We start from the raw sequence: 25106 nt of genomic DNA, 5'->3' as shown, positions 1-25106 counted from the left end.
GTTTGCGAAGCCTGGGAGAAAGGCGCTTAAAGCGGCGATCCATATTGCTGCGAATGCTGATATTCATTATCAGATGATGTAGTAAAATTGGCTACTAAATCCACTCCTGTTTTGAAGCCCCTGGTTAAAATGGAGATCGCGCCCAGTAATGGTGAAACTGCGGCGACAAGCAACGAAATAGTGCATAGCAATAAATTCAACGGAATTTCCAGTATTTTGCTGCCAGCTTCCATAACTTCTTGTTTGGCGTCATATAAATCGCCCTCAGAATAAGCCATTGTTGTGCATCTGATACTATCTATTAAGTGGCCTAAAATTTCCGGGATTAATGTTAACGTTTCCAGGAAAAGTTTAACTGCTTCAAGACTTATCCTAATTGGATAATATACGGGGGCGGCCAAGTAAAAAAACGCTTCTCTCGGTCCTTTGTAAGGTGTCCAAAAAAAATTTCTCATATCATTGGAAAAACTCATAATGTATCCTCTCTTGTGTATAATTAAATTACTAAATGTCGCGACTCCTTGTCTTTCCCGGCAGCACGATCCACCATGTGGATTAATCAAAAGATCGATAAATTTGTAGGTATCAAAAGAACCTTGCATACTCAACTTGCTTATATTTCATTCTCTTTAAATTTGCAGCAAACGAGTGTACCAACTGTACAAATTAAAGTCAATCAGTTAAAAGAAGAAAAAGGTAAACCGCAGCCTGGGAAATTCAGCAATTTCAAATGCTCTTATGTTTGCCAATTTCTTTAATCAATCGGCAGATGCTTACCGCACTGTGGGATTAGCGGTCGAATATTCTTCGCATTTAAGCTAAACTATGCCGGCCTTTTTCCCCTGCCCATTTATAGTGTGAAGATGCATTTTAATACATCCATGAAAATTGATCGTTCTGCCGAATTGCAACGTTTCCGACTAAGCTTGCTGGTCGCCTTGCTTATCATTTTCTCCCTGGGGCTCATATTGCGTCTTGCCTATTTACAATTTTCACAGTTCAAACGCTATGCCACATTGTCTTTGAAAAATCAAATGAGCATCATCCCCATTGCTCCTCCTCGCGGCATTATATTGGATAAAAACGGAATTATTCTCGCGGATAATATTCCCGTTTATGCCTTAGAAATTATCCCGGAACACGTAAAAGACCTGGAAAAAACCCTGCATAAATTAAAAAAGCTGCTGCCATCCATAACGGATGAGGAAATTGAAGATTTTCACCGTGCCAGACGTCAAAATCGCTCGTATGTTCCGATTCCTTTTAAAATGCGCTTAACGCAGGAAGAAGTGGCAACTTTCGCCAGCAATCAATACCGTTTTCCCGGAGTGAGCATCAAGGCGCGACTGATGCGCTATTACCCCTTCAAAGAAGCCATGGCGCATGTGCTTGGATATGTCAGCCGTATCAATATTCAGGAACTGCAGCAAGTCGACAGTACCAACTATCGAGCCACCAATTTTATCGGTAAAACCGGAATTGAAAAATATTACGAGGATACGCTGCATGGACGCGTTGGTTACCAGCAAGTCGAAACAGACGTAAGCGGGCGGGTTTTACGGGTGCTTAGCAAACAACCTCCTGTTTCAGGCGAGAAAATTTACCTGACCATTGACTCACGTTTACAACTTGCTGCCTTTAATGCCCTGGAAGGCAAACGCGGGGCGGTGGTAGCCATGAGCGTGAAAAATGGCGATATCCTCGCCATGGTAAGCTCCCCCAGCTATGATCCCAATCTTTTCGTAAAGGGTATTAGCGATAAAGAATACCATCACCTGGTGCATGCGCCGAATAAACCTCTTTATAACCGTGCGGTACGCGGTCTTTATCCACCTGCCTCCACGGTCAAACCTTTTGTAGCCATTGCAGGATTGGAAAAGGGTATCATTACTCCTCATACAAAAATTTATGATCCAGGTTGGTACAGACTCCCTGGGGTCAGCCATAAATATCGCGACTGGAAACGTACGGGACATGGCGTAATCAACTTAAAGCGGGCGATTACTGTATCTTGTGATACTTACTTTTACCAATTAGGCAATAAAATCGGCATAACGGCGATTGAAGATATGCTGGTGCAGTTTGGTTTTGGGCAATCAACCCATGTTGATTTGCATGAAGAAGCTCCGGGAATTGTACCAAGCCCCAGCTGGAAACGCAGCAGTAAAGGCCATGCCTGGTATCCGGGCGATACTTTAATCACCTCAATTGGGCAAGGATTTATGCTGGCCTCTCCCCTGCAAATGGCGAATGCTACCGCAGCACTCAGCCAACATGGCCGCCGCTTCAGACCTCATTTGCTCAGCAAATCCGTGCAGGATCGCGGTACAGTTCATGAGTATAAAGCTCTTGAAGAATACCCGGTGCAATTGAAAGACGATACATATTGGACAATAGTGGCCGAAGCCATGCAAAACGTCATTAAAAGCAATGAAGGCACAGGCTATCGTTTCGGACGTGACACCCCCTATACTGTTGCTGCCAAAACAGGAACAGCGCAAGTTTTTAGTGGCAGCCAGTATGAGAAAAAAGCATACGCTGAGATTCCCGAGACCTTGCGCGATCATTCCCTGTTCATCGCTTTTGCACCGGTGGAAAAACCAGAAATCGCCATCGCCGTGCTGGTGGAAAATGATTTTGTCGCTTCCTTTGTGGCGCGCAAGGTGATCGATACCTATTTTGATTTAAATAAAATGAACTTAACACCATGAAAATCAGTCAAACCAGACCTATTTACCGGTTTACACCCAAATCCTTACACATTGATTTCCCTTTGCTGGGTTTGTTGGGATTATTGATCGTGCTGGGGCTTTTGATCCTTTACAGTGCATCCAATCAAAATATGAGCATGGTTTTGCGCCAAATCCTGCGGCTAGTTTTAGCCTCAGGAGTCATGCTGGTTTTTGCCTTCATACCCCCCCACAAATACAAATTGTGGGCGCCGTGGATTTATGGCATAGGCTTGACATTACTCATCGCGGTCATGGTCATAGGAAAAATCGGCAAGGGCGCACAGCGCTGGCTGGATTTGGGATTTTTCCGCTTTCAACCCTCTGAAATCATGAAACTGGCAGTGCCCATGATGGCAGCCTGGTATTTTGACCGCAAATCTTTTCCTTTGGATTTAAAATCTTTACTGGTAGCGGCACTCATTATTTTCTTCCCGGCCCTGTTGATAGCAAAACAACCAGACTTAGGCACGGCACTCATGGTGGTTGCCGCAGGATTGTGTGTGATATTCCTGGCCGGTATTTCCATGCGTCTTATTTTATTCATCTTGCTAGGATTAACCGCAGTGCTGCCATTGCTATGGCATGTTTTGCACGATTACCAGAAACAACGCATCATTACCTTCCTAAACCCGGAAAATGATCCATTAGGAACTGGCTATCACATCATTCAATCGAAAATCGCTATTGGCTCCGGCGGCGCCTTTGGCAAGGGCTGGCTAGCAGGCAGTCAGTCTCATTTAAATTTTTTACCCGAGCACGCTACGGATTTCATCTTTGCTGTAAGCGGTGAAGAATTTGGCTTCATTGGCAGCGTGGTGCTAATCATTTTCGTGGTATTAATTTCTTTGCGCGGTTTGCATATCGCCAGGGAAGCGCAAACCAACTTTACTCGTCTGCTCGCGGCAAGCCTGGCCATGACTTTTTTTATCTCTGCTTTTGTAAATATGGGTATGGTCATGGGCATTTTACCCGTTGTTGGAATTCCTTTGCCTTTGGTGAGCTATGGCGGGACTGCTATGGTTACCTTTTTAGCTGCCTTCGGTATACTGATGTCGATTAGCTCGCACCGGATTCTCTTCAATAGCATGAAAATTCATTAGCTTAAGGCCAGTGCCGCCGCAACACGAGTGAAATTCTTGCGGTGAATCTGACAAGGGCCAAGCTCTTGCAAGGCTTTATGGTGCAATGCTGTTGCATATCCTTTATGAGCCGCAAAGCCATAACCTGGGTACAGCTCATCCATTTTTTCCATTTCCTCGTCGCGGTAAACTTTAGCCAAAATAGACGCCGCCCCAATATCTGGAACCAGTAAGTCACCTTTCACAATGGCATAACAAGGTATCGCTACCGCCGGTCTGTGCAGACCATCAATTAAAATCTTGTCGGGCGAAATAGATAACGCGTCAATGGCTCTTTTCATGGCCAGCAAAGACGCATAATGAATATTCAGCGCATCGATTTCCTCCACTTCGGCACGCCCATAGGCAAAAGCAATAGCATGCTCTTTGATGAGTGCCGCTAATTTCTTGCGCTTTACAGGAGTTAACAACTTTGAGTCGGTAACACCTTCTATTTTTGACTCCAAAATGACTGCAGCAGCAACCACAGGACCTGCTAAAGGGCCCCTCCCTACTTCATCAACGCCCGCTACATGCATGCTAACTCCAAATAACCCGGTCGATAACGGCCCTCGATCATACGGGTTTTTGCACAATTTTCCAGAGCATGCTTTTTATTTTATGCTCTATCTATATAAGCATTGCCGAAAATGACAACAAACGCACTCAATTTGTCCAATAAATCAGCAATGCCAGATATTTACTGAGCTATTTGCAAAATATTGTCTGAAATAAATATTCAGAAGCGAACTAAACAGCATCAGTTAAGATTTAGAATTATGCTGGTGACACAATTAAGGTGACCGTGTCTGTATAGATGCCTGCAGGAGCCCCAACGATTTGGGCATTAGTAAAACGAATAGAAAAATTAGCATTTGGGGTCCCGCTGCAGGTTAATGAGGAACCATTGCCTCCTGTTTGTTGCGTCGTTTTTACCCCCGAATTAAGGGAAAGCGTTTGCGTTGGCGCCGAAGTTGGGCTCCAAAAAGCATCGTAGCTGATAAAATTAGAACCATTAGCCACGCGGAATACCCCGGAGGCAGCATTGGTACTTATCGCGGTAATATAATAACTGCCCAAGGGATTGATTGTATTGGTATAAATACAAGCAGTCGTCGCGCCAGTAACGGGATTGCTAAAATCAGCAGGAGCCAAGACGATATCGCTAAGGCCGCTGATTTGCACTAAGCCCGGAATGATTACCGACACCGTCGTGGTTGATGGATTCGCTGCATACAGTAAACTTGGCAGAATAAAATATCCATAAGCCGCAATGCAAAAAAGAAAGCGTTGGTTTGCCCTTATCATGTTTATGTTGGAGTAATTAAAAGGGTCACCACATCCGTATAAGTAGCTGCCGGCGCACCTTGCACTTGAGATGAGCTAAAACTGATATTGAAATTGGCATTGGCACTGCCGCCACAAGTTAATGACACGGCACTACCCCCTGTTTGCTGGGCTGTCTTTGTTCCTGAGGTAAGTGCTGTGGTTTGGGAGGCAGCCGAAGAATTATTCCAGTAAGCAGAATAAACAATATAATCCGTACCGCTGTCCTTCACTCTAAAATCAGTTCCAGAAGTATTTTGGCTGGTGGCGGTGACATAATAACTACCCAAAGGCGATGCTACATTACTGTAGATGCAAGCGGTCGTACTGCCTGTTGCCGGGAACGCCGTGGTGGAGCCCAGAGTGATATCACTTAACCCGGTAATTTGTACCAATGCAGGGATGGTTATGGAAACATTGACTGTTCCTGTTGAAGTTGTTCCCAAGGTGCCTTGAGTTGCTGCAAAAATCCATGAGGGAAAAACAAATACGATGACCTTTAAAAGTGGGCGCATAATATTCTCCATGTGAAACACCATCTTAATTTATCAACAATAGCTTATATTATGTAGTAGAGATTATCTTTTTTGCATGTTATTCTTTCCAATTTAGCATAGGATTTTCTGTAACCTATATGATACATAAGCGTTTTTTATTAACATTGCTGTGGTGGCTATCCTTTGGCGTACATGCAGATATCGGTGTGAGCCCTATTGTTGTTGACTTGATGGGCAAGGATGCCGATGCGGAAATAGCTGTAAAAAATTTTGACACAAAACATAATGCCTATGTTGAAATAACTCCATACCACTTACCCAATCCTGCCCATCATTCTGCACCCAAAAAGCGGGCGCACCATCCCGGGCAAGACGGATTACTCGTGTTCCCGGCCAAATTAGTCCTCCTGCCAGGCCAAACTCAATTTGTCCGGGTGGTTAAAACAGCGGACACATTAACATCGGATAAAGTCTATGAAATAGATTTTATCCCCAAGGTTGCCACTCATCTTATCAATAAAACACCCTAACGGTTTTGCCCTTGGGATCCGCGTGATTGTTGGCTACGGGGCTCGTGTAATTTTACGCCCTGACTCCCCTGCCCCATCTATTTCCATAAAACGAATTCATAATGAACTGATTATTAAAAACACAGGCAACACGGCTGTAAATATAACATCCTGCACCCAGCAAATTTCCAATAAAAAGATGGAAATTCCATTACCAGCGTACACTCTTTTTGCAGGACAAACCATAAAAAGGGAATTGCCGCGTTTAACGCAAGTTACTTTACACGCTGCATTGATGGGTAAGCCACTTGGCCCGTTTTATACTGATTAATGAGCTCGTTTTTTAAAATAAAGTTACTTATCTTCTTTTTCTGTTTAGCAAGTTTCTGCTCGGCTGTCCTAGGCAAAACAACGTTTATCGATTCTCCTCCTCCTGGCTTTGAAATGGTTCGCATGAGCCAGCACTTGCGCGTATCGATATTATTTATGCATCAACATATCGGATTTTTTTACATCAACATCCATAATGGGCAGCTGAAATTTCATTCGCCTGAGCAATTGCTGGCGCAACTGACAGGCATCAAAAATAAAAAAGAAGTATTACGGTTATTAAAGCAATCCTTCCCGTTAAATATAGAATGCTATCCAAATGATATGGCCAGTTTGCCCTTTTCTTGTGAGGTTTTAAAAAAAGAACCTGCCTACATTATTTACAATCCAAAAGAGGAAGCGGTCTATTTGTACCTGGCAGCTTCGTATTTTAAAAAACCTAAAAGAAATGACACCATCGAGTTCCTACCTCCCTCGACTGCAAACTGGTCTTATTTGAATAAACTGGGAGCAGCAGGTTCTTTCAGTAATGATAATCCACTTTTTGCCTCACAAATTTATCCGTCAACGCCCAATTATTATAATCTTTACTCGAATAACGTATGGGCTTACAAAAATAGCAGCATCATAGGTAATATTTCCCAGAATAATGGCATTAATAATGGCCAACGTTTTCAAATTCAAAACTTTTATGCCCAACACTTTGCACGCGATAAAATTTATATGGGTGGCTACATCACCAACCCTACTTCCCCTTTTTTTCAAACGCAGATTATTGCAGGCGCTGCCATCAAAACCACTTTGGAAACAGTGAGGAATGCCGAAGACATTATGGTAACACCTTTGGTAATTTTTGTGCCACAAGCTTCACAAGTGGATATTTTCAAAAATGAACAATTAATTTTTTCTCAATATCTTGAGGCGGGGTATCAACACATTAACACAGGAAATTTTCCAGAGGGAGGTTATGAATTAACAATAAAAATAGGTCCAAGCAACATCATACGCCGTTTTTTTAGCAAAGGATCTTCTTTACCCCCTGCTTATGCTCCCCAATTTTATGTCATTGGTGGATATTTAACCAATGGAATGATTTTAAATCATAATGCTTATGATTTCCTGCCCGGAATACTGGATATTCCAGTGCTCCAGGCAGGCATAAATAAAAGAATCGGTGAGCGAGTAGCCTTTCTAAGTGATATTTTATTAAATTCTCATCAAGGTTTAATGGATTTTGGGCCGACTTTTTTTGGGGAGATTCATTCATTAAAACAGCAGGGCTTATTACCACAAAGAACAACTATGGTATGTACACCATGCTAAATACTCAGAAGAATCGCTTTAATATCAATTTGATTGCGACAAAAATTTTCTATCAAAAAAAGAATCCTTATTATTTCTTTCTCAATAATTTAATTGATAATGACTCTATTTCAATCAGTTATAGATTGTCCGAACATGACTTGTTAGGTATACAGGCGAATTATAATAAAAGCCTTGATCAACCTGATACTTACAATTCCGGAGCTTTTTATCAACGCCAAATAGGACATTATAAAGGCATGGGATTTTTCTTTAATGCAGCCTACAATAAAGCTGTTTACATGGGTGATGCCTATAGCCTGAGCTTAAGCATGAATTTTAGTGAAGGACGGTTTGCTGGAACCGAGTCACTGCTATGGCAAGGTCAAAAGAAGGATTCATTATCCAATAACCAACTCGCTTTGCCAGTTGCAGTCCAGGGAAATACCGTGTATTCGCAGCAAAATGAACAGGGACTTGGCTATTCTTTCAATGAAATCCATACCGTTTCACCTACTGTATCTTCGTTAGCAGGTACTTATAATTATACTGCCCGGCAAGGTTTTGCAGCAACGTATGTTAATTATAATCAAATTAAGGGCGAAGGACGCTTTGTAGGATATGGAGGGAATCTGGAGACGGAAATTGCAGCAACGCAGGATAGCCTTCATCTCAATGGTGTGGACAGAGGAAATACAGCAGGGATTATTGTAGAAGTTAAGACGAGCAACGTTTCTGATAAATTGTCTAAATTTGCTTTACTGGATGCCAATAATCGAAAAATTGCCCAGCTTTCTCTAAATGAAAAAGTTTTTGTTTCGCTCCCAGGTTTTACCGATCAAAATTACACCCTAACCAATATCTCACAAACAGCTTACTTTATCGAAGAGCCAACGCGCCATATCACTCTATATCCGGGAAACGTAGATCATTATGTATGGAGAGTCGAAAAACGCGTGATTGTGATTGGACGGATCATTAGCAAAGACGGAGAGTATCCATTGGCGAATACATGGATTTATGAAGGAAAGAATGGCATTTTTAGCGACGATGAAGGTAATTTTCAATTGGAATTGACGCAAGACACCAAAACTCTAATGGCCGGGGAATCATGCCGGATTAATTTACCTGCGCTCGCTGTAGATAAAGCTTACCTATATCTTGGAGAAATACGGTGTTCCTAGCCAAGCTTCGAAATTTATGCGGTTTGTTTTTTTTAATTTTATTTTTTCATCATGCCAAAGCTTATGATTTAACGGGTGTTAACGCGACCTTTAATTTTGGTACAGTAGCTCCTCCCTTTCCAGATTTAACCCTAACGGACAGCAGTATTTGCGTGGGGTATATTCTGCTGCTTGAACCAAGCAATTATTATGTCAGAGCCACGAGCAGCGGCAGTTCATCCACTGCATTCCAACTAACGAATACAAGCAATAGCACTTATAAATTGAATTACACAGTTGCCTGGGCTGGCTCTTCCGGAGGCTCCCCTACGTTTGTTTCCCTCGCTTCGGGGCAGAATTCACCGTCCACCTTCCCTGCTCAACTTCTTGGCTCCCTCACTTGCCTCCTTCTCCCTAACAATGCCACTTTGCAGCTTAAACTTCCTGGAGCAAGCCAAGTTTTGGCGAAACAAGGAACTTATACGGATACCTTGACGATTTTAATTGTTGCATCTTAATTATATGTAGAAACCACATCCCCCGATGCAAATATCCCACTCATTTATTGACCTATAATTAAATAAGATGGAATTACAGGGAGATAGTCATGAGGTATGCAAAGTTAAGTCCGCTGGCCTTTGGTCTGGCTTTGGGTATTTTATGGGGTTTATCCATGCTCATCATGGGACTAATCGCCTATTTTTTTAATTACGGTGATTTATTTGTTACTTCAATGGGCACGTTATACCTTGGATATAACGCGACCATAATGGGCAGCATAATAGGAGGTGTGATTGGTTTTATCGATGCGTTTATTGGTGGCTTGATAGTGGCTTGGCTATATAACTTATTTGTTCGCTAACTGCTCCTGTAACCTGGGTGCTTTTAAGAAAAATGCACCCATTAGGAAAATAAGGTATACGGCTCCGCTGCTTGCACAAAAGAAGCCAAAAATCAGATTGCTATGGCCAAGATAGAAATAATTCGCCACTTCAATCCCCAATCCTTGAATGCACATGGCAATCATGGTCATCAAAGCCGAAGTTGTGCCTTTGGCAATAGGAGTGGAAAAAAGAATCAAGCGATCCAAAGGCGCCGTACTTACGCCTAAGCCAAAAAAGTAAAAGATGAGGCCAGGCATCAGCCAGACAAAATAATCGGAAGTAAGCGTGGGGATGAATAGCACTAATCCTAAGCTTACGCTTGTAATAGCAGAGCCTATCAATAGAATTTTCCGCACAGAGTAACGATGGGTTAAATAGCGCAGAAACCAATTGCCTAAAATGGATGCACTAAATAGGGGGATCTGCCATACTCCGTATTGAATGACCGAAAGCTTGGCATCTACTACCAATATGACAGGAGCTAAGGCAATCCATGCGATGCAAGGTAAGCCTAAGAGGCCTAAGCTTAGCGAACCTAATAAAAAGCTGCGATTTAACAGTAAATTTTTATAATTAGCCATAATAATACGGGGTGATAAAGGCACCCTCTTAATTTCTTGCCCGTCACGTTTTACTTGCCCGACTGGTTCAGGCATGAAGCGATACAATCCCCACAAGGCGATGAGTGCAAATCCTGCAATAGTCACAAAGATAAAGCGCCAATTGAAGTAATGTATGAATACAGCCCCCAAAAGAGGACCTATCAAAGGAGCCAGGATGGATACATTGGCCATGATAGCAATCAGTCTGATTGCATCCATTTCTGCAAAAATTTCCTGCAGGGTGGCATAACCAATAACCCCGATGAAACAAAGCCCCATCCCTTGGAAAAAGCGGGCAGCCAAAAATTGATCCAATGATTGGGAGGAAGCAATAAATATGCTACAGCATAAAAACCACACTGCCCCAAAAATCATAACCGGCCTGCGGCCAAACCGATCGGAAAGAGGGCCTAACAACAATTGCAAACTTGCTCCGCCCAGAACATACGCAGTAAGCGATGTAGCGACTGCCGACTCTGGGCCGTGAAACGATTGCACCACCTTAATCATGCCCGGCATGATCATATCGTTGGCGATGTAGGTGAGGAATTCATAGAGAACTAAAAAGCACGCAAAAACCAAAGCTTGTTTACGTGTGATGTGGATTAAAGGCTTGCTCATAAATTTATAAATAATCAAAAAGTTTTATTTTCATGCACTATTGTATGGATAAACTACTGCAATTGAAAGCCTGGCCAGACCAGTTGACTTGATACATGGATATAAATGTTGAAAAATATTTCGCTTTTGCACGCGGCATTCGTTTATTCCAGCCTGTAAGTCCGCTTAAACTGAGGACTAAGCAGAAGAAAATAGAATTAAGATAAGATTGGTAACTTACTCAGTCTTCATTGGCTGATAAATTTAAGGTGCGCAATTCTACCCGATAAGCAGATTGCTTTCCATAAAACAAATCGCTGACTGCATAGCCAACTACAGCCGCCAGCACATTGTTAATGTAAAGGAGTGGGATTTGCGCCCGTTGCCATGCCGGCACTCGCCATTGTTGCCACAATTTTTTCAGTTGCTTCGTTTGCCCATGCCAGCGGATTTCTTCCCCACCTCTGCGAAAGCGGATCTCAACCAAGCTTCCTGCAGGAACTTGCAAGCCATCAGCAACAGGGATAGCAGCAAGATAACGGGTTTGGTCAGACAAAAAGAGCGTCTCCGGGAAATTATTCCATTCCATTTCTACCAGTTCCGCTAAAACTGCTTTTTGCAAAAAGAGCGTGTGCCGGTATCGTCCTATTTTTATCTCTCCCCAATGAAGACAGGGTTTAGCATCTCCCTTGGCGCGGATCACTTCGTGCAGCAAGCGCTGAAACATATGGGTTGATGGCAAGCGAACCCGGTTATTTTTAAGCCAGACACGCAGCACGTTAATCAGTCGCGCGTCACTCAATGCTTGCAAGGAAGTCAGGGAAAGACTATTGCTATTTTCTTGTAGTTCAGGGCAGTCGAGATAAGCCAAGGCTTGCAAATTTTTTCCAGCTTGTTGGCAGTGGTAAGCACTGCGTGCAAGATTACTTACTGCATTCGGCCATCGCGCTTGAATAAGCGGCATGACTTTATGACGTAAATAATTCCGAGAAAACATTGGATTTTCATTGCTTTCATCTTCAATCCACACCAATTGCTGAGCAGCCGCATAAACTTCCAGTGCTGCACGCGCATCATTTAAAAAAGGGCGCAACAGTACACCTTTGCCAAAAGAAGTTATGGATTGCATGGCGGCCAAACCGTCAACTCCTGCACCGCGCAGCAATTGCAGCAATAATGTTTCAGCTTGATCATTTTGATGATGGCCAAGCAGCAATGCTTCTTCATCATTTATCAGCGTGGAGAAAAATTTATAACGCGCAACCCTGGCCAATTCCTCGACATTGCTCGAGGCTTTTAAATTTACGCGATGCACCGTAAGCGGGATATTAAAAGAATTGCATATTTTCCGGCAATGATTTTCCCAATCATCTGCATAAACACTAAGGCCATGGTGAACATGGACGGCACAGACTTTTTGGTGGAGTAAAGGCTGCGTTGCCACGTGGTGGAGTAAAACGGTGGAATCCAAACCGCCGCTAAAGCCGACAAACAACCGCCGATATTCGGCAAGCCGGGCAAGCCATGCATCCGTCAATAAAGTATTAGTCACAAGCTCCCATCGCCATAAATTTTTTATAGCGCTGCTCCAGCAATTCATCCAGAGACAAATTTTTCAGCATACGCAATTCTTTCGCAAGAACGCCTTTTAAATCGGTCATCATTTTCACTACATCACGGTGTGCACCACCCAAAGGCTCCGCAATTACGCCATCCACTAATTTATTGTCATAAATTTTCTCAGCGGTGATGCCCATTGCCCGCGCCGCTTCACTGGCTTTAGCCGGATCTTTCCACAAAATAGAGGCACAGCCTTCCGGGGAAATAACCGAATAGATGGCATATTGCAACATCAAGACCCGATCGCCAACGCCAATCGCCAACGCACCGCCAGAACCTGCCTCACCGGTCACAACACAAAGAATTTGTGTTCTGAGTTTGGACATTTCTAAAAGATTGCGCGCAATGGCTTCGGATTGATTCCGTTCCTCGGCTCCTATCCCTGGATAAGCACCTGCGGTATCAATAAAAGTAAATACAGGCAATTTGAACTTCTCAGCCATTTTCATTAGCCGCAATGCCTTACGGTATTCTTCAGGCCGGGCCATGCCGAAATTACGATAAACTTTTTCTTTAGTACGCTTTCCCTTTTGATGCCCTAAAACCATGACAGGTTCACCTTGAAAACGCGCTAATCCACCAATAATTGCGGGCGCAGCAGAATAATGGCGATCGCCGTGCAATTCTTGGAAATCTGTAAAAAGGTGTTCGACGTAATCCGTAGTTTGCGGCCGCATGGGGTGGCGCGCCATTTGCGCGACCTGCCAAGGCTCAAGGTGGGCAAATATATGAGCCGTTAATTCCTCACATTTGGCTTCGAGGCGTGCAATTTCTTCAGTCAAATTAAGTTCGGTATCATCGCCAACCATGCGCAATGCCTGAATCTTTTGATTCAACTCTTCAATAGGTTGTTCAAAATCAAGAAATTGTCGACTCATTCGGTACCTATAAAAAAATATATTATCTTGTAATGCATAATCTGATTGCAGATTATGCACTTCCCGCAACTTAATCCGCTTACGAAAAATTTATTTGGGACCGCAATATGTGGGACGCATACTGCCCGCACATCGTTTACCCATTATTTCGCGGCTTTCTAATTGCAGCACGCGACTGGTTTGCGCGCTTTCAGATTTAATGGCTGATTTGCAAACACAGTCTTATACGTTAAAATACTGCCCGCAAAGTATAACCATAACCGTTGCTTGATGCTAGATAATTACTCACCTTCGCGAGACAATCTTGTCCTTATCCTTATTTAAATCATTTAAGCCTTCTACTTCCCATGAGTTGATCCTTGGCGAAAACCGCGTGGATATTTGGCAATACTCCCTGCAAGATGAACTCCCTCATGGCGAAGCACTGCTCAGTGCAAGCGAGCAAGAGCGGGCGCAACGTTTTATTTTTTCCCACCATCGCCGCCGTTTTATTACTGCCCATGCCCTGTTAAGGCTCATTCTGGCGCGCTATTTAGATTTAAGCCCCCAAGAAATCGAATTTTCTTCAGGCTCTTATGGTAAACCGCATTTACCAAATTCTCCTTTGCAATTTAACTTAAGCCATTCGCAAGACATGGCTCTATTGGCGGTTGGAAAAAACTATCCTGTGGGCATTGATTTGGAATTTTTTTCCCCCCGCTCCTATCATGGCATTGGCCAACAACTTTTTTCCGATAGGGAAAATTATGCTTTGCAGCAGCTGCCGACCCTATTAAAACCATTGGGCTTTTTCAATATTTGGGCCCAGAAGGAATCTTTAATCAAAGCCTGCGGGCGCGGCCTTGGGTATCCTACCAAAACCATTGATTTACCTATTCTGCCTGCCGGCAAACAAATCATTCACGACCCTTTATACCAGCAAACCTGGCAGTTGATTGCCTTTATGCCGCACATCATCTGCTGTGCAGCGCTGTGCTGCGATCCCGGCATTGAAGAAATCCGCTATATAAAACTTACTGATGCCAAATTTTAGCTTAAAGTTAAGCTTTGTTATAATCAGCCACTCGTATCGGTTGAACTTGCTGTGAGCAGTACATGAAACAATTGAGTGCCACCCAAATCAAATTATTGGAACTTATGCACGATGGAAGCTGCCACAGCGGTAATAATTTGGGGGCAGAGCTTGGCCTCTCGCGCACAGCTATTTGGAAACAAATCAAAGGATTAATAGAACTTGGCGCCCCCATGCAAACACTCCCCCAGCAAGGATATCGTTTAACGATGCCTGTCCTATTGTTAAACGAAGAGGAAATTCGCCAAGAATTGCTTAATAATCAATGTAGTTTACCATTTAATTTTAATTTATTTGCCACACTCGATTCCACTAACCGTTTCTTGAAAGAATTACCGGGAAGCGCTTGCATAGAAATTTGCTGCGCAGAAAAACAAACTGCGGGGAGAGGCCGCTTCGGACGTTCATGGCATTCTCCCTTTGCACAAAACATTTATTGCTCCCTGCGTTGGCACTTTGACTGCGATATTTCCCAACTCTCCGGTTTGAGTTTGGTAGTCAGCCTGGCTGTACTTGAAACTTTACAAAAACTTGACATTGGCGGGGTGCAAATCAAATGGCCGAATGACTTATTATGGGACGGTAAAAAATTATGCGGATGTTTAATCGAAATCAATGCGGAGAGCAATGGTGGAGCGGAAGTTGTGATTGGCATTGGCTTAAATAGCAACTCAACCGCAGAGGAAGCAATCGACATTCCCTGGTGTTCACTCCATGATATGACAAAACAATACTTTAATCGCAACCAAATCATTGGGCAAATGATTGTAACTCTGACGCGTTATTTGCAGGAATTTACCCGCCAAGGATTTGCAGCTTTCAGGGAAAGCTGGGAGCAAGCGGATTATTTACAAAATAAAATGATTCGCGTTCTGCACCCGCTAGGACCTATGTATGGACAGGCACAAGGAGTGAATGAAAGCGGGCAGTTGATTTTATGGTCTGAAGGGGAAATCCATTATTTATCATCAGGAGATACATCATTGCACGTTGAGTGAGGAGGGAAGCCCCGGACACGGTCCGGAGCTAAATGCACAGAGTGGAATTAAACATTGCCATCAGCATCGCCTGATTCACTGCCCTGTTCACCACCTTGCTTTTCTTGTTGAATTCGTAAATAAATCTCTTCACGATGCACAGAAACATCCTTGGGTGCATTAATGCCTAAACGCACTTGGTTTCCTTTTACTCCCAACACAGTAATATTTACATCATCACCAATAATTAACGTTTCACCAATACGGCGAGTCAAAATCAACATAAAATAAATCTCCCTAACAAGCCGCCACCTTATCTTCCATAGAACTTCCATGGTGCGTTCGGTAGCATCATATTGCACAAATAACAATCAGAAAGTAAATTGCTGACTGATATTTTACAGCAGGATTCTTAACATAATATTAAGAGTTAAAAAATTACCATATTCTTGTGTCAGCTATCACGCCTCACGTGAATATAACCCTTGTATGTAAACTCATACTTACTCGTTCAGGCTATTTATTAAGCTGACTTATTTTTGCCCGAATAGAGCATATTTAGCTAGCTTTGCCAGCATTAAACTTTACAGCTAATACGGTTATTGGTAAGTAAGAAATTATCATTCCAATGAATCCATCGAGATGACCCAGACCTACTAATATCGCAATAGGCAACAACCACAATATATTAATCACCAAAACCGCTAAAGTGACCAATAAATGGCTGTGATATCGACGAGAGGCATGTTGGTAGGCATGACTACGATGTGCTTGATAAAGCTTATCACCTTGCATGAAGCGACGCAATAAAGTTATGGTTGCATCAACAATAAAAATTCCTAATAAAATTAACCAGCTCCAAAAAAAATCAGGTCTTATCATCGCTCCTTGTAAAGACAAAATACCCAAGGTGATGCCTAAAAATCCGCTGCCTGCATCCCCCATGAAGATACGTGCAGGCGGAAAATTCCAACATAAAAATCCAGCCACAGCGGCACTTAACAATAAAGGCAAGATTATGTGGCCAGCTTCACCAGCAAGCCAATATACGAGTGATATGCCTACACAAACCGAACAAACCTCGATGCTGGCCAAGCCATCTATTCCATCCATGAAGTTGTACAAATTAATAAGCCAAACCAGATACAAAAGCGCTACAACATTCAACACAGCTCCCACGGGCACTCCAAATCCTAAAATGTAAATAGGGGGAAACCCGCCAAGATAATACAAAACAAACCCAGCGGCTGCCAAATGACCTAATAAACGCCATGTGGCAGGCAGTGATGCCTTGTCATCCAAGAAACCCAACAGGGCAATCAATAAACCTGCACCCAGTAAAGGGGCGGCTAAAAAAATAGAAGTCAATTTTAAATAGATTAAAACAGGTAAAATCAGAGTGAAGCCAAGAACGAATGCCACCCCTCCTCCCCGCGGTGTCGGATGAGCATGGGAACTGCGATGATTCGGGATATCCATAATATTTTTAGCCAGGGCATAACGGCGTAAAAATCCGGTGAGAGACAGCGACGAGATAAAAACCGCAAGATACAGGAAAATCATTCCTTATTTTCCACTTTCATTCTGGGTAATAAATACGCTAAATACCGCTTGCCGCCTTCGACCAAGGTTTTAACTTTTGCGCTCAATGGGTGTTTGCGATCAAACAGCAATTTTAAAAAATTGCAGCCAACAAATGTCATTTCGGTAAGCAAACAGCGGAAACGGTTTAAGTGTTTGTAGCGCCTCATGGTTTGTGTGATTTGTTCCGAGATGCCATCGATTGAACGAGTTTTTCTTCTGGAATTAATCAAGGACAAAAGCTCAGTGCCGACTAACTGGCTAAATTGATGCTGGGAAAATAAATCAGACTCAATCAAATCGGCGTAAGTGTTATCCGCCAATTGCTGCAAAAAATCAAAGTCTTTTAATTTTTTCAAGACGTCCGCCAAATTGGAAAAATCTTTCTCCAGAACAATATAGTGAATATCCGGTTGGCATACCTGGCTGTATTCCCCAGGAAACATAATCATCGGGGTTTTCGTAGCGGCAGCTTCAAATACCCGCGGCGAAACCGCATTATACATAATTTTGCCATCATAAGGCTGTAAGACTCGCGCATAGACTTCGTGAAAATCCGCTTGTTTATGACGTCTTAGGTAGTGATTCGTCTTGTTACGAATTGCATCGTCGAAATCCCAAATGCTGGCGCCGCTCTCAGTGCCTAACACAGCTTTGGATGACATCAAAAGCTTAAGCCAGTCTTGGCCATACACCCGGGCTGATTCTTTGGTGCTGATATCAAGTTTAAGCTTATGATTTGTATTTTCTACGCGCTTTAAAAATTCTGCGGCAATCATTTCTTTTTCATGCGCCAAAGAACCTAACCAATATTCGCATCGCCTGCCGCGGTAAGATACATCAATAAGCCGCCGGTGAATGGGAGGCGATGTCATGGTTTTCATAGCATCCGAAACATACCCGGTCAAAACCGTCACTTTTTTCAGCGCCGACAAACGGGGATCGGGATACGCCAGCTGCACCATGTCTTGCTTGACTAAAGTAAACAATATATGAAAACCAAGTTTGAACATAAATTCCTGAACTTGATTAACCTTCTGGTATTCATCTTGTAAAAAAAGGAATTTTATGCCGGTATATGCCGCCAGGCATTTTTTTAAGCCCATGGATAAATAATAATGGTTGTAAGGCTTTATCGAATAATGCACCCCAATGGCATCAAAAGAAGACAAGTCTAATTTATCGATGGTCTTGCAAGTTAATGGATTAACAAGGTGCCAATTGATGCGCGCATCGCTGGTAATGGCTTGAATATGATCCCGTACAGCCTGGGTATGATGAGTGATATCAGCCAGAAACAAAATATCAGGTTTTTCCATTATTCGGCACCTTTTCTTGGCAAAGGACGCACCACGCGGTAAAAAGAGCGCACTACATAACGAATAGCTGCTTTAGGCCGTAAAACACCCTTGATCAATAAACGGATCCCCTCGGGCATTTTTTGATAAATACGCAGCCCAGTTTTATAAAATCTGCTTTTTAGTGAAATATAACGCATAGCAGCCTGATATTGCCCCTCCTCGTAAGCTTCCACTATTTTTTTATGGCGAAGCTTAAATTCCTGCCGAATAATTTCATCAACCTTATTAATAAACGTGCGGTAGCTATAAGCTGGATTTAGGGCAATTTCCTGAAAAGCGGTATCGGCCATGGTTTGTAAATAATCGTCGTTACGAATGCAGGCCAAAACAGCTTCGATGTTACTGAAATCTTTTTTAAGTGAAATATAATGCCGGCCCGGCACAAGAATATTAGAATATTCTCCTTCATACAGCACTAAAACGGTTTTCAAGGCGATTGCTTCAAAACACCGCGGCGAAATTTGATTTAATTTATATTGGCCTTCATGCCTGCGTAAAAATTTTTCCTGCACGACGTGAAAAGGCTCATTGGGATGAGTCAATTGGTGAAAATCGATATTTTTTTCCAGCTCACCGGTAAAATCCATGACACTGGCACCACTTTCAACGCCCAGAGTAGTCTTGCATGCAGATAAAAATTTAATCCAATCTTTACCGTAAATCCGCTCGCGTTCATTAAACGAAACATCGGCAGTCAAATCAGCACGATTTGCATGGGTCAGCCATTTTTCGACAATATTCCATTTTTCATATGCCAACTCGCCATACCAAAAAGGTAACTTTCTGCCGCGGTAACCTACGTGAATAGGCCGCTCCTTTATAGGGATTTGCTCTGCTAAAGTCGTTAATCGTTCAGGTATGTATCCGGTTAAATTATTGTATTTCGCTACATTGGGTAATTGCTCCGGGCTGTAGATGCGACCCATTTCTTCCTCAGGAAAGCAAGTAAATAGCACATCTATTTTTAAAAAAGCCAATTCAGCGACCATCTTGTTAATTTGGCGGTATTCATCTTGTACAAAAACGATTTTTAACCCTTGATAATCCCTCAATCTTTTCTTTGCAGACAGGGAAAGATAATAATCGTTAAGAAGGCAAATTGAATAATGAATAATAACCGCATCAAACCGGTTTAAATCCAATTTTGGGGATAACTCACCCAAGTTTGAGCATAACCAAATACGATGCGCTGAGTAATGTTCAATAGCCTCAATGTGATCAACAATAGTGTTGGCATCTTGGCCTACAGGAGGCTTATTACATAATAAAAGAATATTTAACATAATTTCACAACAATAATAAAACGTTTAGTATGTCGGTATTTAAAGCTGAATTTTATTTTTTACCAAACGCAGCAATGGATTGAATAAGCGTATTTTACGGGTTATAAGAAATTTAATAAATTGAAAAAAACGATTGTTATTAATGATCAAAGTATTATAAAGAGTCGTTTTAACTTCCCTCACGAGCTTTGCATTAAACACCAGTATTTCTTCATTAAATTCTTTTTCTGTATAAGCAGCAGCGACTTTCTTTTTATCCTTTACCGCAAATGCAGAAGAAATAATCTCATCGACGCGATGGATAAAGGTTTTATAACTGTATTTTGGATTTTGCGCTATTTCTGCAAATGCAGTATCTGCCATATTTTGTAAATAATCGATGTTTTTGATTTTAGCAATTACTGCAGAAATATTACTGAAATCTTTTTTCAAGGGAATATAGTGGCGCTCGGGAATTAAAATTCCTGAATATTCACCCTCATACAATACAAGAACGGTTTTAAGTGCGATGGCTTCAAAACAACGCGGCGAAATTTGGTTTAATTTGTATTTCCCTTCATGCTCCTTAAGATACATTTGCTGGATTTCCTGGAAAGAATCTTCAGGGTAATTTTGTTGATGAAAATCAATAATTTTTTCAAGCTTACCCGTAAAATCCATCACACTGGCGCCGCTTTCAACGCCTAAGGTGGTTTTGCATGAAGATAAAAAATTAATCCAGTCGATGCCGTATATTCTTTCTTCTTCTTTATAGGAAATATCTACCCTTAAATCAGTATCTGCTGCATATTGCCGCCATTTTTCTACGATAGACCACTTTTCATATGCCAACTCCCCCAACCAATACGGGATCTTTCTGCCGCGATAACCGACATCAATTTCCCTTTCTGCCATGTGCTTATGCTCTGCAAGCTTTGCTAATTTTTCTGGAATGTAACCAGTCAAGTTATTGTATTTTAAGAGATTAGGGAGTACAGCACGACTGTAAATTTTCTCAATTTCTGCCTCGGGGAAACAAGTGAATAACACATCAAATTCAATGAACTCGATTTGTTCCATCAACTTATTGATTTGCCTGTACTCATCCTGCACAAATAAAACTTTTAAACCGCTAAACTCGCGCAATTGTCGCTTCGCTGCAGGCGAAATAAAATGGTCATAGAGCAACGAGAGTGAGTAGTGGACGATGATGGCATCAAATCTATCGAGCTGCAACTTGGGGGAAAAATCCCCCAAGTTGGAATAAGTCCAAATGGTGTGGTTTGAATAAGTTTCAAATGCAGAAATATGATCAAGAATTGTATTGGCGTTCCCTGTGGGTTTATCGCATAAAAAAAGGATATTTAATTTCATCGCTACATCCTGTTGCCATGCACTTTACTTGCTAGCCTGAATATACAAATCCAACCCCAGATTACGCACCCATTTACTTTCCAGGCAATGCAAACGCGGGTCAAACCGATAAATGGTAAATCGGCCTACATTGAAACAAACCCCTTCATCGAAATTCTCACGCGTTACGCAAAGAAAATCATAATCGTTAAAAATACGCTTAATTTCTTTAACAGAAAAAAAATCAGTTGCGGGGGCACCTTCATCGGCAGCGGAAGCATCATAGGCTTTGCGTTGCTGTTCGGTTGAAGAATGGTATTCCTTGCCCATGAATTGTAATAATAAATTTCTTGAAGTTAATTTAGGCCAGTTCATCCATTGCCTTAAAGAAAATTTATTGTATACCATGATGGATGCTTTGCCGCCTTTTTTCAAAATACGATGGGTTTGCCTGATGCAAGCGCGCAGGTCGCCTGTATGATGGAAGCAGCCAATGGAGATGACATAATCGAAATAATTATCAGGGAAAGGGCAATCTAACATGCTGCCCACACGCACATCGCCCGCAAGTTGATGTTGTTTCAGGCGATGCCTTGCCATCGCGGCGGCATTTTCTGCAATGTCCAAACCATGATAATTTGCTCCATGCAAAGCCAACAATTGGCTTACCGTCCCATATCCTAAGCCTACCTCTAAAACATTTTTGCCTTTTATCTCATCCAAAAAGAGATATTTTGCCAAATAAGGATAATAATCCAGATAAAACCGGTCAAACTTTGCCAGACTTTCCTTACTGGAATCAACCACCCCTAATTCCTTTGCCAGTTGTGTACCACAAAGTTCATTCCAGAACGAACTGTTTTTCTCGTCAATTTCTTCCTGGCTCATAGCTGCTGCAGTCATTGTATCTCCCTATCAAACAAATGCTTATCCGCTGTTTAAAATTATGTACTGACAACCCCGATGGTTCTGCTGCTTTTAAGGTTAAAATCATCATAGTGTGCAATTAAAAGATGCAATATCGATAACCCACTTTCCTCATCGCTGATCTGCTCCACAAAATGTTGCGCAGGGTTCGTTTGTTGATATTGAACATCAATTCCTGCTTGCTTAAACAATGCATCCTCCTGATAGCCACTACTGCCATTGCCGCAGAGATAACGATCTGCACCCACTTGCTGCACTAATTCAATTAACAATTCTGTGGAATTTTTTTGATGTTGCAATTCAGATTGCCTGATAAATCGAGTCTTTAAACCCAGCCACTTCGACAAGCTCATGATGGCATGTATGTTATATTCAACCAGGCTGTCGGAAGGATAATTTAACAAAGACTCAATTAATGGCCAGGCATTGCGGTAGCGTGGATATTTTTTATAATTTAATTCCAGTGTCTTATTTAATTTTTTCAGATGATAATCCTTATCGGCAAAACGCACGCTTTTAATAAGCTGTACGCCAGACTGACGTTGGACAGGTAAACCAAACCAAAAAGGTTCCATACCTTGCAGCAATCGAACGCGGTTACACCATGAACCGGAGCCGCTGCCGCTTTTTGGATAAGCCACTTCATCTAAAAAAATAAAGACGTCCGCTTGCCGTATTTTATCGAAATAGCCCGCCCAGGGAAAAAAATTAGGTTGATGAATAGCACAGGTAATCATAAATGCCTTAAATAACAGAAGTAAAATAACCTTTTATTTTTCTGAAACGGTGTAAACCGGTAAAATACAAAACTGCCGCAAGCAATATTACATAAGACAGTCCCAGTAATAAATTAAGCGAAATCTGATGATAAACCAACGGCTGCCTAAATCCTTCTGTCAAAATATAAAACGGATTAGCCACAGATGCCATTTGGATAGGCTTCGGCATGGAATCAATTGTATAGAATATAGGAGAAACGAAAAGTACCATCATCAACAAATTGGGCAGCACGATCGCCAAATCCCTTAAAAAAACGGTAATAGCAGCAAGAAAAAAACCTAAGCCAATCATAAAAAAATACATGATGGCTACAACCGGAAAAATCATCAGCGCATGCCAAGTGGGAATATTACCATCGCAAAACATAATCAAGCTTAAAAAACCTAAACTTACTGCCAAAGGTACAATCGAAACCAAAATGGATGCCACCGGCAAAATTTCGGTTTTAAATGCCATGTTTTTTACCACGCCAGAATTGGAAACTACCGAATTGGCAGAGTTTAACAACCCTTCGCTTATGGCTAACCAGGGGCCATAGCCGCTAATCAACCAAATGACGTAAGACAGCGTCGTTGTCGCGCCAGGTAGCTTGGCCCGATATACAAATCCAAAAATGAAAGTAAAAATACCTAACATGATAATGGGATTTAAGACTGCCCAAATTCCTCCAAGTGCCGATGCCATGTAGCGATCTTTAAGGTTAATCTTAAAAAAATTGTAAATCATTCGGTAATCAGTTCTATCGAATCCGAACATACGGAAACTTCCTCATTTAGTAAGATAATTTGTGCAGGATATTGCAGTAAAGGCATGCCCCCTTTTGGCGGTCGCTCATTTTTCACTTCAAAAAAACGGGTGAAATGATTGCTGACAAGGTTATCTTCATGAATTTCTACCTTAAGCTGATAATATCCCTTATTAAGCACTAAAGCAGGTAAAGAAAGTTCAAGCAGGAATTTGCTGCCCTCGCTGTCTTTGCAATCATAGCGTTCATGAGCCACAACCAGCCCATCAATCCGCTCGATTATAATGTGCGCGTGAGCCATTCCGGCATGAGTTTGGGCCACAGCAATTTCAATGGCGAATGGGTCTTTTGTATAAAAAATACTTTGTTGGTAATCACTACCGGCTAGTTTTAAAGCAATGCTTTGAATTTGATAATGGGCTTTCTCATCAATTTGGGATATCTCGGCCTGCATGTGCTCCAATTCACGGCTTTGATCTTCTTCTCTCACCTTCTTAAGGTATGCCTGCGTTACCACAGCCGGGGTGTCATCCAAAAGCACCTTGCCTTTCTCAAGCCATATGCAACGATCGCACATGGCTTCGATGGTAGCCATGGAATGAGAAACCAGGATGACAATCTTCCCTTTGCGACAAATTTCCTTAATTTTCTTTGAAGCTTTTTCAGCAAAAAAAGCATCCCCTGCCGATAAGGCTTCATCGATAATTAATATTTCAGGCTCAATGCCGACCAGCATGGAAAATGCGAGCCTTGATTTCATGCCAGTGGAATAAATCTTGACAGGTTTATCGATAAAATCACTTAATTCCGCAAACTCAATGATGTCTGCAATCATAACGTCCATTTCGGCGCGGGATTTACCTTGTATTTGCCCATCCAGATAAATATTTTCCCGCCCGGTCAAGTCCTCGCGCAAACCTATGCCTAAAGTCATCACCGCGGTTACTTTTCCCGAAATGATGACCTCACCTTGCGTTTGTTCGGACACCCCTGCAATGATGGATAAAAGCGTGGATTTTCCCGCCCCATTGCGGCCAATAATACCCACTGTCTCACCGGATTCGATGGTAAAATTAATGTCGCTTAATACTACTTTATCTTGCAAAGATAACGGTTTTTTTGCCGAGGTGTCGCTGCGGAAGGCATCCGACACATGGTGGTAAAAAATTTTGGATAAATGCTTTATTTCGATCCTACACTGCATGATTTTTCTCAAGCTTTAAGCGCCAAGATGGCGTGGCGCCAACATGATGTTTGGCATCAGTTATATGCAGGTTGATAAAGTGCCTACAGACCGAATAACACGCAGCCATTTTTTTATCCCTCTTCGCATGCAAATGCCTGACCTTAGGTATCAGTAATCTCCTTTTCACAAGCATCGGAAAATTTCCTCATCCTTGCGCAAATTACGAAAAATACCTGAGGCTAGACTATCATTGCCAAGGTGAAACCCGCTTGGTAATTTTTTGCAGTAACCTGCGTGATCC

At 42.2% G+C, this 25106-nt stretch carries 26 protein-coding genes; 10 read left to right on the top strand and 16 right to left on the bottom strand.

The window, feature by feature from the left end; translation table 11 throughout:
• Nucleotides 1-26: 26 nt before the first annotated feature.
• Nucleotides 27-473, bottom strand: a complete 447-nt coding sequence (locus NKV53_RS08520; RefSeq protein WP_253350971.1) for a hypothetical protein — start codon at nt 471-473, stop codon at nt 27-29.
• A gap of 390 nt (nt 474-863) precedes the next feature.
• Here NKV53_RS08520 and mrdA point away from each other — a divergent pair, with 390 nt between their 5' ends.
• Both mrdA and rodA read left to right on the top strand, forming a co-directional pair.
• Nucleotides 864-2711 (top strand): penicillin-binding protein 2, encoded by a 1848-nt coding sequence (gene mrdA, locus NKV53_RS08515; RefSeq protein WP_126954576.1) that lies wholly within the window; start codon nt 864-866, stop codon nt 2709-2711.
• The gene (gene rodA / locus NKV53_RS08510) at nt 2708-3832 is read left to right on the top strand and encodes a rod shape-determining protein RodA (RefSeq protein ID WP_127032479.1); all 1125 of its coding nucleotides are present in this window, start codon (nt 2708-2710) and stop codon (nt 3830-3832) included. Before mrdA ends, rodA begins: the two co-directional genes overlap by 4 nt.
• Here the strand turns inward: rodA and rnhB are convergent.
• The 3 genes from rnhB to NKV53_RS08495 form a co-directional block, all read right to left on the bottom strand.
• Complete coding sequence (rnhB, locus tag NKV53_RS08505) at nt 3829-4389, bottom strand: ribonuclease HII (protein ID WP_126954574.1); 561 nt, start codon at nt 4387-4389, stop codon at nt 3829-3831. The two genes, rodA and rnhB, sit on opposite strands and share 4 nt — an antisense overlap.
• A 238-nt stretch (nt 4390-4627) precedes the next feature.
• Nucleotides 4628-5158 carry a hypothetical protein gene (locus NKV53_RS08500; protein ID WP_127032480.1) on the bottom strand — a complete coding sequence of 177 codons (531 nt, stop codon included), beginning with the start codon at nt 5156-5158 and terminating at the stop codon, nt 4628-4630.
• 2 nt (nt 5159-5160) lie between these two features.
• Nucleotides 5161-5703 carry a hypothetical protein gene (locus NKV53_RS08495; RefSeq protein ID WP_126953116.1) on the bottom strand — a complete coding sequence of 181 codons (543 nt, stop codon included), beginning with the start codon at nt 5701-5703 and terminating at the stop codon, nt 5161-5163.
• Between the two features lie 107 nt (nt 5704-5810).
• Here NKV53_RS08495 and NKV53_RS08490 point away from each other — a divergent pair, with 107 nt between their 5' ends.
• The 6 genes from NKV53_RS08490 to NKV53_RS08465 all read left to right on the top strand — a co-directional run bounded on the left by NKV53_RS08490 (nt 5811) and on the right by NKV53_RS08465 (nt 9839).
• Nucleotides 5811-6203 carry a hypothetical protein gene (locus tag NKV53_RS08490; protein WP_127057012.1) on the top strand — a complete coding sequence of 131 codons (393 nt, stop codon included), beginning with the start codon at nt 5811-5813 and terminating at the stop codon, nt 6201-6203.
• Nucleotides 6204-6225: 22 nt separating this feature from the next.
• The gene (locus NKV53_RS08485) at nt 6226-6513 is read left to right on the top strand and encodes a hypothetical protein (RefSeq protein ID WP_127032481.1); all 288 of its coding nucleotides are present in this window, start codon (nt 6226-6228) and stop codon (nt 6511-6513) included.
• A gap of 113 nt (nt 6514-6626) precedes the next feature.
• A complete protein-coding gene (locus tag NKV53_RS08480) occupies nt 6627-7835 on the top strand; it encodes a TcfC E-set like domain-containing protein (RefSeq protein ID WP_253350969.1) in 1209 nt (402 codons plus the stop codon).
• Nucleotides 7829-8998 carry a CS1-pili formation C-terminal domain-containing protein gene (locus tag NKV53_RS08475; RefSeq protein ID WP_158616387.1) on the top strand — a complete coding sequence of 390 codons (1170 nt, stop codon included), beginning with the start codon at nt 7829-7831 and terminating at the stop codon, nt 8996-8998. Before NKV53_RS08480 ends, NKV53_RS08475 begins: the two co-directional genes overlap by 7 nt.
• Nucleotides 8989-9495 carry a hypothetical protein gene (locus NKV53_RS08470; RefSeq protein WP_127032483.1) on the top strand — a complete coding sequence of 169 codons (507 nt, stop codon included), beginning with the start codon at nt 8989-8991 and terminating at the stop codon, nt 9493-9495. Before NKV53_RS08475 ends, NKV53_RS08470 begins: the two co-directional genes overlap by 10 nt.
• Before the next feature lie 89 nt (nt 9496-9584).
• A complete protein-coding gene (locus NKV53_RS08465; RefSeq protein WP_127032484.1) occupies nt 9585-9839 on the top strand; it encodes a bacteriophage holin in 255 nt (84 codons plus the stop codon).
• On the opposite strand, the gene NKV53_RS08460 is transcribed toward NKV53_RS08465, so the two are convergent.
• The 3 genes from NKV53_RS08460 to NKV53_RS08450 form a co-directional block, all read right to left on the bottom strand.
• Nucleotides 9825-11084, bottom strand: coding sequence for an MFS transporter (locus NKV53_RS08460; RefSeq protein ID WP_127057009.1), 1260 nt, complete (start codon nt 11082-11084; stop codon nt 9825-9827). The genes NKV53_RS08465 and NKV53_RS08460 overlap by 15 nt on opposite strands.
• A 220-nt stretch (nt 11085-11304) precedes the next feature.
• Nucleotides 11305-12615, bottom strand: a complete 1311-nt coding sequence (gene tilS / locus NKV53_RS08455; RefSeq protein WP_253350968.1) for a tRNA lysidine(34) synthetase TilS — start codon at nt 12613-12615, stop codon at nt 11305-11307.
• Nucleotides 12608-13561, bottom strand: coding sequence for an acetyl-CoA carboxylase carboxyltransferase subunit alpha (locus NKV53_RS08450; RefSeq protein WP_126953107.1), 954 nt, complete (start codon nt 13559-13561; stop codon nt 12608-12610). The genes tilS and NKV53_RS08450 overlap by 8 nt, the downstream gene beginning before the upstream one ends.
• 304 nt (nt 13562-13865) lie before the next feature.
• Between NKV53_RS08450 and NKV53_RS08445 the strand changes: the two genes are divergently transcribed.
• Nucleotides 13866-14594: a 4'-phosphopantetheinyl transferase superfamily protein gene (locus NKV53_RS08445; protein WP_233579594.1), complete on the top strand. Its 729-nt coding sequence runs from the start codon at nt 13866-13868 to the stop codon at nt 14592-14594.
• Nucleotides 14595-14656: 62 nt separating this feature from the next.
• Complete coding sequence (locus NKV53_RS08440) at nt 14657-15631, top strand: biotin--[acetyl-CoA-carboxylase] ligase (RefSeq protein WP_126953106.1); 975 nt, start codon at nt 14657-14659, stop codon at nt 15629-15631.
• Between the two features lie 47 nt (nt 15632-15678).
• Here NKV53_RS08440 and csrA read toward each other — a convergent pair whose 3' ends face one another.
• From csrA to NKV53_RS08395, 9 genes are all read right to left on the bottom strand, one after another.
• On the bottom strand, nt 15679-15894 hold the full coding sequence (gene csrA, locus NKV53_RS08435; protein WP_126953105.1) for a carbon storage regulator CsrA: 216 nt from the start codon (nt 15892-15894) through the stop codon (nt 15679-15681).
• A gap of 274 nt (nt 15895-16168) precedes the next feature.
• Nucleotides 16169-17173, bottom strand: coding sequence for a glycosyltransferase family 4 protein (locus NKV53_RS08430; RefSeq protein WP_253350967.1), 1005 nt, complete (start codon nt 17171-17173; stop codon nt 16169-16171).
• Entirely contained in the window at nt 17170-18510 is a 1341-nt protein-coding gene (locus NKV53_RS08425) for a hypothetical protein (protein WP_253350966.1), read from the bottom strand. Before NKV53_RS08425 ends, NKV53_RS08430 begins: the two co-directional genes overlap by 4 nt.
• Nucleotides 18510-19835, bottom strand: coding sequence for a hypothetical protein (locus tag NKV53_RS08420; protein WP_126953102.1), 1326 nt, complete (start codon nt 19833-19835; stop codon nt 18510-18512). The genes NKV53_RS08425 and NKV53_RS08420 overlap by 1 nt, the downstream gene beginning before the upstream one ends.
• Nucleotides 19836-19874: 39 nt before the next feature.
• Nucleotides 19875-21188 (bottom strand): hypothetical protein, encoded by a 1314-nt coding sequence (locus NKV53_RS08415; protein WP_127057005.1) that lies wholly within the window; start codon nt 21186-21188, stop codon nt 19875-19877.
• A gap of 24 nt (nt 21189-21212) precedes the next feature.
• Entirely contained in the window at nt 21213-22070 is an 858-nt protein-coding gene (locus NKV53_RS08410) for a class I SAM-dependent methyltransferase (RefSeq protein ID WP_126953100.1), read from the bottom strand.
• Between the two features lie 41 nt (nt 22071-22111).
• On the bottom strand, nt 22112-22831 hold the full coding sequence (locus NKV53_RS08405) for a WbqC family protein (protein ID WP_126953099.1): 720 nt from the start codon (nt 22829-22831) through the stop codon (nt 22112-22114).
• Nucleotides 22832-22838: 7 nt separating this feature from the next.
• Nucleotides 22839-23630 carry an ABC transporter permease gene (locus tag NKV53_RS08400; protein WP_126953098.1) on the bottom strand — a complete coding sequence of 264 codons (792 nt, stop codon included), beginning with the start codon at nt 23628-23630 and terminating at the stop codon, nt 22839-22841.
• The gene (locus NKV53_RS08395) at nt 23597-24823 is read right to left on the bottom strand and encodes an ABC transporter ATP-binding protein (protein WP_126953097.1); all 1227 of its coding nucleotides are present in this window, start codon (nt 24821-24823) and stop codon (nt 23597-23599) included. Before NKV53_RS08395 ends, NKV53_RS08400 begins: the two co-directional genes overlap by 34 nt.
• Nucleotides 24824-25106 lie beyond the last annotated feature (283 nt).

The sequence above is a fragment of the Legionella sp. 27cVA30 genome, from assembly GCF_024160945.1.
In the GTDB taxonomy this organism is placed as follows: domain Bacteria; phylum Pseudomonadota; class Gammaproteobacteria; order Legionellales; family Legionellaceae; genus Legionella_A; species Legionella_A septentrionalis.
Note: the sequence above shows the minus strand (reverse complement) of the source record. Positions and strands in the feature narration are given on the sequence as shown.

Bases quoted from the DNA above. Each gene is read 5' to 3' on its own strand.
- rodA (WP_127032479.1), top strand. From the start codon at position 2,708: ATGAAAATCAGTCAAACCAGACCTATTTACCGGTTTACACCCAAATCC.
- NKV53_RS08405 (WP_126953099.1), bottom strand. From the start codon at position 22,831: ATGATTACCTGTGCTATTCATCAACCTAATTTTTTTCCCTGGGCGGGC.
- NKV53_RS08475 (WP_158616387.1), top strand. From the start codon at position 7,829: ATGCTAAATACTCAGAAGAATCGCTTTAATATCAATTTGATTGCGACA.
- NKV53_RS08480 (WP_253350969.1), top strand. From the start codon at position 6,627: ATGGTTCGCATGAGCCAGCACTTGCGCGTATCGATATTATTTATGCAT.
- NKV53_RS08440 (WP_126953106.1), top strand. From the start codon at position 14,657: ATGAAACAATTGAGTGCCACCCAAATCAAATTATTGGAACTTATGCAC.
- NKV53_RS08395 (WP_126953097.1), bottom strand. From the start codon at position 24,823: ATGCAGTGTAGGATCGAAATAAAGCATTTATCCAAAATTTTTTACCAC.
- NKV53_RS08460 (WP_127057009.1), bottom strand. From the start codon at position 11,084: ATGAGCAAGCCTTTAATCCACATCACACGTAAACAAGCTTTGGTTTTT.
- NKV53_RS08465 (WP_127032484.1), top strand. From the start codon at position 9,585: ATGAGGTATGCAAAGTTAAGTCCGCTGGCCTTTGGTCTGGCTTTGGGT.
- NKV53_RS08520 (WP_253350971.1), bottom strand. From the start codon at position 473: ATGAGTTTTTCCAATGATATGAGAAATTTTTTTTGGACACCTTACAAA.
- NKV53_RS08420 (WP_126953102.1), bottom strand. From the start codon at position 19,835: ATGTTAAATATTCTTTTATTATGTAATAAGCCTCCTGTAGGCCAAGAT.
- rnhB (WP_126954574.1), bottom strand. From the start codon at position 4,389: ATGCATGTAGCGGGCGTTGATGAAGTAGGGAGGGGCCCTTTAGCAGGT.
- NKV53_RS08400 (WP_126953098.1), bottom strand. From the start codon at position 23,630: ATGTTCGGATTCGATAGAACTGATTACCGAATGATTTACAATTTTTTT.
- csrA (WP_126953105.1), bottom strand. From the start codon at position 15,894: ATGTTGATTTTGACTCGCCGTATTGGTGAAACGTTAATTATTGGTGAT.
- mrdA (WP_126954576.1), top strand. From the start codon at position 864: ATGCATTTTAATACATCCATGAAAATTGATCGTTCTGCCGAATTGCAA.
- NKV53_RS08490 (WP_127057012.1), top strand. From the start codon at position 5,811: ATGATACATAAGCGTTTTTTATTAACATTGCTGTGGTGGCTATCCTTT.
- NKV53_RS08430 (WP_253350967.1), bottom strand. From the start codon at position 17,173: ATGATTTTCCTGTATCTTGCGGTTTTTATCTCGTCGCTGTCTCTCACC.
- NKV53_RS08410 (WP_126953100.1), bottom strand. From the start codon at position 22,070: ATGACTGCAGCAGCTATGAGCCAGGAAGAAATTGACGAGAAAAACAGT.
- NKV53_RS08495 (WP_126953116.1), bottom strand. From the start codon at position 5,703: ATGGAGAATATTATGCGCCCACTTTTAAAGGTCATCGTATTTGTTTTT.
- NKV53_RS08450 (WP_126953107.1), bottom strand. From the start codon at position 13,561: ATGAGTCGACAATTTCTTGATTTTGAACAACCTATTGAAGAGTTGAAT.
- NKV53_RS08425 (WP_253350966.1), bottom strand. From the start codon at position 18,510: ATGGAAAAACCTGATATTTTGTTTCTGGCTGATATCACTCATCATACC.
- NKV53_RS08500 (WP_127032480.1), bottom strand. From the start codon at position 5,158: ATGATAAGGGCAAACCAACGCTTTCTTTTTTGCATTGCGGCTTATGGA.
- NKV53_RS08415 (WP_127057005.1), bottom strand. From the start codon at position 21,188: ATGAAATTAAATATCCTTTTTTTATGCGATAAACCCACAGGGAACGCC.